Consider the following 6,908-nt stretch of genomic DNA (forward strand, 5'->3'; position numbering starts at 1 on the left):
CCCCGCTCCTTGATCAGCCGAACCGCTTCGACCTTGAACTCACGACTGAACTTGCGACGCTGCATTCCACACCTCCGATTCCATTATGACACCCAGACTGGGTGTCCACGGAACCGGAAGCAGGCCACACCACGGAAATCTACACGAAGTTCAATCAGGCGACCCGCACGCTCGGCGTCTCTCAGCGCGAAGTGCTAGAGGTGACGGACAGCGTCAGCAAGGCCGTTGCGATCTTTGGCGGCAACTCGCAGTCGGCGCAGGCCGCGCTCTTCCAGTTCTCGCAGGGCCTCTCCTCCGGCACGCTCCGGGGCGAGGAATTGAACTCGGTCCTGGAACAGGCGCCGCGCCTCGCGGCGGCCATCGCCGCCGGCTTGAAGAATGCGGAAGGCGGTGTCGGCATCCCGATTGGCGCCCTGCGCACCTATGCCGAACAGGGCAAGCTCACCACCGAAGCCATCTTCAACGCCCTGCGCAACCAGCGTGTTGCCCTGGAGGCGGACTTCGCCAAGACGGGCGTGACCATCGGACAGGCGTTCGAGGTGGCGAAAAACTACGCCATCGACTTCGTGGGCAAGGCGGACGCTGCGACCGGAGCCTCCCGCCGGATCGGCGAGGCCATCATCCAGGCCGTGAAGGGCCTCCAGAACCCGGCCGCCATCTCGGCGATGCAGACCGCCTTGAGCGGTTTCGCCTCGGCGGTGACCACGGCCTTGTCGGCTCTCCGACTCCTCTCGGAGAACGTGCAACTTGTTGCAACGGGTCTCGCCGTGATCGCGGCCCTGCGCATCGTCCCGATGTTCCTCGCAATGGGGGCGGCGGCCAGCGGAGCCGCGTCCCAGCTCCTAGCACTACTTTGGCAGACTGATCTTATGGCGGCTGGTGGAGTGCCGCGTCACAGTGCGGACATCGCCGTGGCGGTGGCCGGCTGAGGTGATCCAGGATGGCTTGCCGGATCGCCGGCATCGAGGGCTGGGGCGGTGGGCAGGCGATTCTTTTTTTTCCGCTCTGCCGCTGCAAGGCGCCGGGACTGGAGGAACGCGTAGGCGATCATCGTCATCAGGGCGTGTCGATGCAGCCCGGTCCACGAGCGGCCCTCGAAGTGGTCGAGGCCGAGCTCCTCCTTCATCTGCTGATGCGCCTGCTCGCAGATCCAGCGCGCCTTGATCGTAGCGGCGAGCTGCTTGAGGGTCGCATCGGCCGGCAGGTTCGAGAGGTAGAACTTGCGCTCGCCCGAGCCACGCTCCTCACGCACCAGCCAGACAGCTTCCCCGGGCAGGTGCTGGTTGCCCTTTGCGCCGATCCGCTGGGTCGGACCGTCTGCCATCCGCACGCGCAGGGCGCAGAAGCGGGCTCGCAGCCGTCCCTTGGTGCCATGTCGCCAGGTCACCACTCGGCCGGTCATGTACGCCAGGATCGTCTCGGCCGCGACCGAGACCTGATCCGGCACGTGATGCTGGCGCGCTCGCCCACGCCCCGCAACGGGGAAGATCATCGCCACATCGGCCGGGTAGACCTTGTTGCGCCCCGTGATCCCGACGGCCCATCTCAGGCCGCGCGCACTCAGGGCCTGCCGGAACGGGGCGGAGCAGCCGTAACCTGCATCCGCCAGCACGCAGCCGAAGCGCACGCCACCCTCCCGGAGTCGATCAATCTCCGCGACTGCGATCTCCAGCTTGGTGCGGGCCGCGCGCAGGTCCTTGGGAACGCCGGCCCTGGCCATCCGATCCGGATCGCCTGTCCAGGTCTGGGGCAGGAACAGTGCCAGGCCGACCGCCACGGGCACCTCGCCGCGCGCCAGCGTGAGCGAGACCAGCGTCTGACAGTTGGCGGTCTTGCCCAGCGTCGTGGCGTATTGCGGCGCGACCCCGACGGAGCGATCCCCCTTCTTCGGCAAGGCGGTGTCATCGACGACGAGGACCGCATCTGAACCGCCGACAAGGCGATCGGCCTCGCGCAGAAGCGCCTGCTGCAGCGGCGCCTCATCCCAGATCCCGGCCGCGATGAAGTGGTGCAACCGATCGTAGGGAACCCCATCAGCCCGCGCCGCCATCGGCTGGACGCTCTTGCGGTCGCCCAAGCCGATCAGCCCGGCCACGTAGAGAGGGCACATCGCCCGACGCGAAGGATGCGACAGGCCCGCCAGGAAGGGCTGCAGCCACCGCTCCAGATCGTCACGCCATCCGCCAGCACCTGACATCGCGATCACCCATGACCATCGCCATGGCACACGAATCCACGAAAACCTCCCCCGTTCCCTTAATCTGCCAAAGTAGTGCTAGTTTACAGCGTCGCGACGCGCGGGGTGACCGTGGCTGCTTCAGCCGCCAGCATTGCCACGCGCGGCCTGTCCGTCGCCATGGGCGCCATCGGTGGTCCTATCGGTCTCGCCATCACGGCAGCGGCCGGCGCGCTCACCTATTGGCTGACGCAGACCAAGGCGTCGGTTACCGCCGGCACCGACCTCGCCGCCGTGACGGACAAGCTCCGGGCGAACTATGACGCGGCCACGAACTCGGTAAAGGGCCTCACCGCTGCCGAGCGCGCCCGCGAGACGCTGAAGACGGGCAACTCTCTCAAAGGCTTCGCCGACGAAATCCAGGCGCAGGCCAAGGCCCTCAACTCGGCCATCGCACCCGGCTTCTTCGAGGCCACGAACGGCGCGAAGCTCTCCTCTCGGTTCCTGCCGTTCCGGACGGAGATCGAAGCCTTCCGCAAGAGCGTCCAGGCGGGCAAGGCCGACTTCAAGGGCCTCCAGGATGCAGCCGCGATCAAGGCGGAGGCGAACCCGGCCCTACGCGGGGCCGCGACGGAGCTGATGGAGGCGGCGGAGGCCGGCGCCAAGGCGCAGGACGGCTTCGGCCGGGCCGCCGCTACTATGAAGGTGCTGAAGGAGACCGCGACTGCCACGGAGGCGGCCGTGGCCGGCGTGAACTCGACGCTGGACCGCCCTGCCAAGGTGGACGGCACCATCGCCCTTCAGCAGGCCACGGAGAACCTGAAGAAAATCGCGGCCGAGGTGCCCGCGCTGAAGACGCTCGCCGACAATCAGGCGGCCGTCTCGGCTGCGCAGAACACCTACACGGCCGTGCTTCGCGACCTGAAGGTGGCGCTCGATGCCGGCACCCTCTCTCAGGGGTCCTTCAATGCGAAGGTGCTGGACGCGGAAACCACGCTTGCCCGCGCCAAGGCAGCGATCAACGGCGTCACGCAGGCACAGCGCGACCTTGCCGACGCCGACCGCGACCTCCGGGCGGACATGCTCCAGGACCGTGCCAAGGCCGTCGAGGAGATCAACATCAAATACGACCGGCTCAACCGTGCAACGAAAGAGCAAGTCACAGACGAAGCCGAGATGAACCGCATCATTGCCGCTCGCAATGCTATGCGCGCGCAGGAAATTAACAACATCGACACGAAGTTCCAGAACGGAGACCTGAAGGATCGCATCACGGCGATGCAGGACGAGGCCCGCCTTCTCGGCCTATCCGGCGAGGCGCGCGAGCGTGCAGCGGCCATGATTGAGGTGGAGCGCGCGGCACGCAAGGCGGGCGTGGCCGACGTGGACGCCATGGTGGCGGCCTACGGCAAGGAATACGATGCCCTGGAGAAGGCCAAGCAGTCGCGCCAGACCATCGGCGACGGCTTCAACACCGCCGTGACGCGCTACATCGAGGACGCGCGGAAGGTCGGCGACGAAAGCGCCCGCATGTTCGGCTCCATCTTCAACACGATTGAGGATGGCTTCGTCGACGTCGTTAAGAACGGCTCCTCCGGCTTCAAGAACATGCTGGACAGTATCGCGAACGACCTCCTGAAGTTCGCCTCGCGGCAGCTCTTCCGGTCGCTCATGTCCAGCGTGTTCGGCGATGGGCAGGGCGGCACGGCCGGAGCCGGCGGCATGGGCAGCATCGGCACCATGATCATGTCGGCCTTCGGCATGAAGCCCGCCGCCACCACGGCGCCGTCGGCGGCGAGCGTCGCTGCATCCGGCATCGGCTCGACCCTATCGAACGTCGTGGGCGGCGGGGCCGGCGGGGCGGTTTCGGCCTCTCTGTCCAGCTTGGCCAACGGTGCGGCAACCGCCGTGGCGAACCTGTCCTCGGCAGCGACCAGCGCCACGGGCAGCTTCGGCGACATCCCGTCCAAGCTCTCCTCCATGCTCAAGGGCCTGGGGGCGACGGACGCGGGCGTGGCCGGCTTCCTCGGCAACGTCCAGGCGGAGAGTGGCTTCAAGCCGAACGTCGTCAACTCGAACGGTGGCGCTTATGGCCTGATCCAGGCTCTCGGCCCGCGCAAGCGTGCGCTCCTCGGAGAGTACGGCCCCAATCCGACGGCGGATCAGCAAATCGAGTTCATCCGCAAGGAGCTGACGTCCTCCGAGGGTGCGTCACTCAAGATGCTCCGGAGCGCCACGACCCTGGAGGACGGCGTGAAGGCCGGCATCCGGTTCGAGCGGCCGGAGGGCTACGTGAAGGCGGTGGCGGCCGGAGACCTGTCCCTAGTCAACGATTACGGCGCTCGCCTGAAGAACGCGCGAGGCTTCGCCACGACCGGGCTCGGGGAGACGACGGCGCAGCAGGCCGGCGGCTTCGACCTACAGGGCGCAACCCTGTCGGACGAGACCGTCAACAAGCTCAACTCGCAGTTCGACGAGATCAGCACGAAGACGGCCGGGCTCGATACGTCGTTCTCCCAGATGGGCAACTCGCTCGACCGGGCGAACCCGCAAATCCTCAACGGCGTGGAGGGCGTGACCGGCTCGCTCAATCAGGGCGGCTCCCAGCTCGGCAAGGCGTTCAACGACGTCGCTCTGGACGTGTCGTCCAGCGGCAGCGCGCTCCAGAACGCCTTCCAAAAGATGGTCCAGTCCCTCGGCTCCAGCGATGGCGCGTGGGCGAACCTCGGTATCGGGAAGCTCTTCAACGTCGGAGGAGGCTTCGCGGGCGACGGGCTCGACCTCGGTGCGGGCTCGCTCTCCAGTTGGGTCATGCACACGGGTGGTATCGTCGGCACGGGTGCCGGTGTGACGCGCTCGACCCCGGCGGGAAGCTCCCTCTGGGACGGCGCGCCGCGCTACCACGCGGGCGGCATCGTCCAGAGCGGCGGTGCGCCCGGCATGGGGCTCAAGAGCCGCGAGCGGGCAATCATCGCGAAGGATGATGAGGCGATCTTCCCGACCGTCCGCATGTCCGACGGCAACTTCGGCATCCGTGCAACAGGTTTCACAGGTTCCGGCGGTGGCGGCGGTGGCGGCGGCAACGTCACCTTCGGAGACATCGTCATCCAGACGCAGGGCTCCTCTGGGAACGCGGCGCAGGATCAGGCGCACCAAAAGGCGATGGCCCGCGAGGTGAAGGAAAGCATGCGGGCCATGGTCCGCGAGGAGCTTCAGAGCAACATGCGCGGCGGCGGGCTCTTCTCCGCCACCGGCATGGCGCGAAGGTAACAGGGCCTGGCCGTAGCAGCCCCAACCTTCCCCCCTACCGGCGGGCGCCAACACCGCGCCCCCCGCTCAGGTGTCTCGGAGAAGGCGCGCCTGCGAAAGGCGCCCTTCGGCGAGGGGTGCACCGTCACTTTCCAATAAGAGTTCGACGTCTGTCAGGTCCGGATAAAGTGTTGACGAGGGATCGTGAAGTAACGAGGGATCGTGCACAGGGTATGGTCTAGAAAAATACCTGCTGCCCCCCCATTGACCACCTTAGGGGCCGCAAGGTAAGCGGAACATAGCGTGAATGGCGCGGTCCACGAACGTACTAGCCGCGAGGAATGGACCAATCCTTCCTCCGTGACGGGAGAGAACAATTGTCGGTGCAAATCATCAAGGTTCGCGCTCCGACGGACTTGCTGGATCAGCTCGACGATATCGTTCGGGTTGAAGCGGGCAAGACGCCGGGCCGCGTAACAAGAGCTTCCATCGTCCGTGCAGCGTGCACGGACTACGTCCGAAACCACCGCCGGAGCCGTGCAACAAGTTGCACGTCGGCGCATCAATAGGTGATCCAATGTCCTACGTTCAGATTACGCGGGCGGCGCGCTCGACCCCCGCCCCCGCGCCGGCCGCATCCTTGGCGCAGAAGGCCGACATCGGCCTTGCCGTGCGAAGTGCAGGCGCCCGGCCCGGCACGCGCGGCCCGCATACGAACCTGTTTTCCGGCGGGCTCCCGGTGAAGAAGGCCGCGCCTGTCGTTGTCACCACGGCGGAGCGCGTCGCCAAGTTCGCGGAGACGCGCCGGCTCAAGGCCGATGCCGCGAAGGTTCTCGGCCTCGTCGTCGAGCACCACGCACGTACCGGCGAGCCCCTGGAACTCGATGGGTTCGACATCGCGAAGGCGACGGGACTCGATTTCGAGCGCGTCCACGCCATCCGCAGTGAGCTGCTTGGCTCGCAGGTTCTTCGGGTGCGCTCTGGGAATGCGTGGGGACGCGACGGGCTTGTTCCCGGCGACAACTTCCGATGAGCGGCCTGTCGAATTGCGCGGCGGCCGAACGCGTGGAGGCGCGCTTCGCCCATCTCCCCGCCCTGGCACTCGTGGAGGCCGCGCGCGCCCTGTCGAGGGGCCACGCCGCCTACGCGGCTGGTCTGGTTGCCCGGCATGGCTCGCCGGCTCCGGGCACAGCAATGGCGAGGAAGGTTGATCGCGCGCGAGACCTCGACCGGCTTTGGTCCGGGATCGCTCTCCAGGCAGCAATCCGCGACATCGTCGAGGAGCACCCGGACACCCTCGGACGGCCGCTGATTTCGGACGTCCTCCGGGCCGCCGAGCGGCAGATGCGAGACCTCGCCGACCCGGAGGGGACGGACGGCCGGCAGGTGGCTCTTCGTCTCCTCCTACCGCCGCGTCAGCACCTTCCCGCCATCCTGCCCCCCGCCCTCGCTGCCGTGTTTGGGTCGGACCTCGACCACACCC

5 protein-coding genes are annotated in these 6,908 nt (G+C 67.1%); 4 read left to right on the forward strand and 1 reads right to left on the reverse strand.

Features of this window, described 5'->3' with window-relative positions; all coding sequences use genetic code 11:
* Window positions 1-101: 101 nt before the first annotated feature.
* On the forward strand, window positions 102-929 hold the full coding sequence (locus FV220_RS23270; RefSeq protein ID WP_147833393.1) for a tape measure protein: 828 nt from the start codon (window positions 102-104) through the stop codon (window positions 927-929).
* Here FV220_RS23270 and FV220_RS23275 read toward each other — a convergent pair.
* Entirely contained in the window at window positions 893-2,197 is a 1,305-nt protein-coding gene (locus FV220_RS23275; protein ID WP_246689525.1) for an IS701 family transposase, read from the reverse strand. The genes FV220_RS23270 and FV220_RS23275 overlap by 37 nt on opposite strands.
* 111 nt (window positions 2,198-2,308) lie before the next feature.
* On the opposite strand from FV220_RS23275, the gene FV220_RS23280 reads away from it, so the two are divergent.
* From FV220_RS23280 to FV220_RS23290, 3 genes are all read left to right on the forward strand, one after another.
* Window positions 2,309-5,446, forward strand: a complete 3,138-nt coding sequence (locus FV220_RS23280; RefSeq protein WP_147833394.1) for a phage tail tip lysozyme — start codon at window positions 2,309-2,311, stop codon at window positions 5,444-5,446.
* Between the two features lie 619 nt (window positions 5,447-6,065).
* The gene (locus FV220_RS23285) at window positions 6,066-6,458 is read left to right on the forward strand and encodes a hypothetical protein (protein WP_147833395.1); all 393 of its coding nucleotides are present in this window, start codon (window positions 6,066-6,068) and stop codon (window positions 6,456-6,458) included.
* Window positions 6,455-6,908: hypothetical protein (locus FV220_RS23290; RefSeq protein WP_147833396.1), on the forward strand; the 454-nt coding region annotated here is incomplete at its 3' end. The genes FV220_RS23285 and FV220_RS23290, both read left to right, overlap by 4 nt.

Origin of the sequence: Methylobacterium sp. WL19 (genome assembly GCF_008040005.1) — a bacterium.
Taxonomy (GTDB): Bacteria; Pseudomonadota; Alphaproteobacteria; order Rhizobiales; family Beijerinckiaceae; genus Methylobacterium; species Methylobacterium bullatum.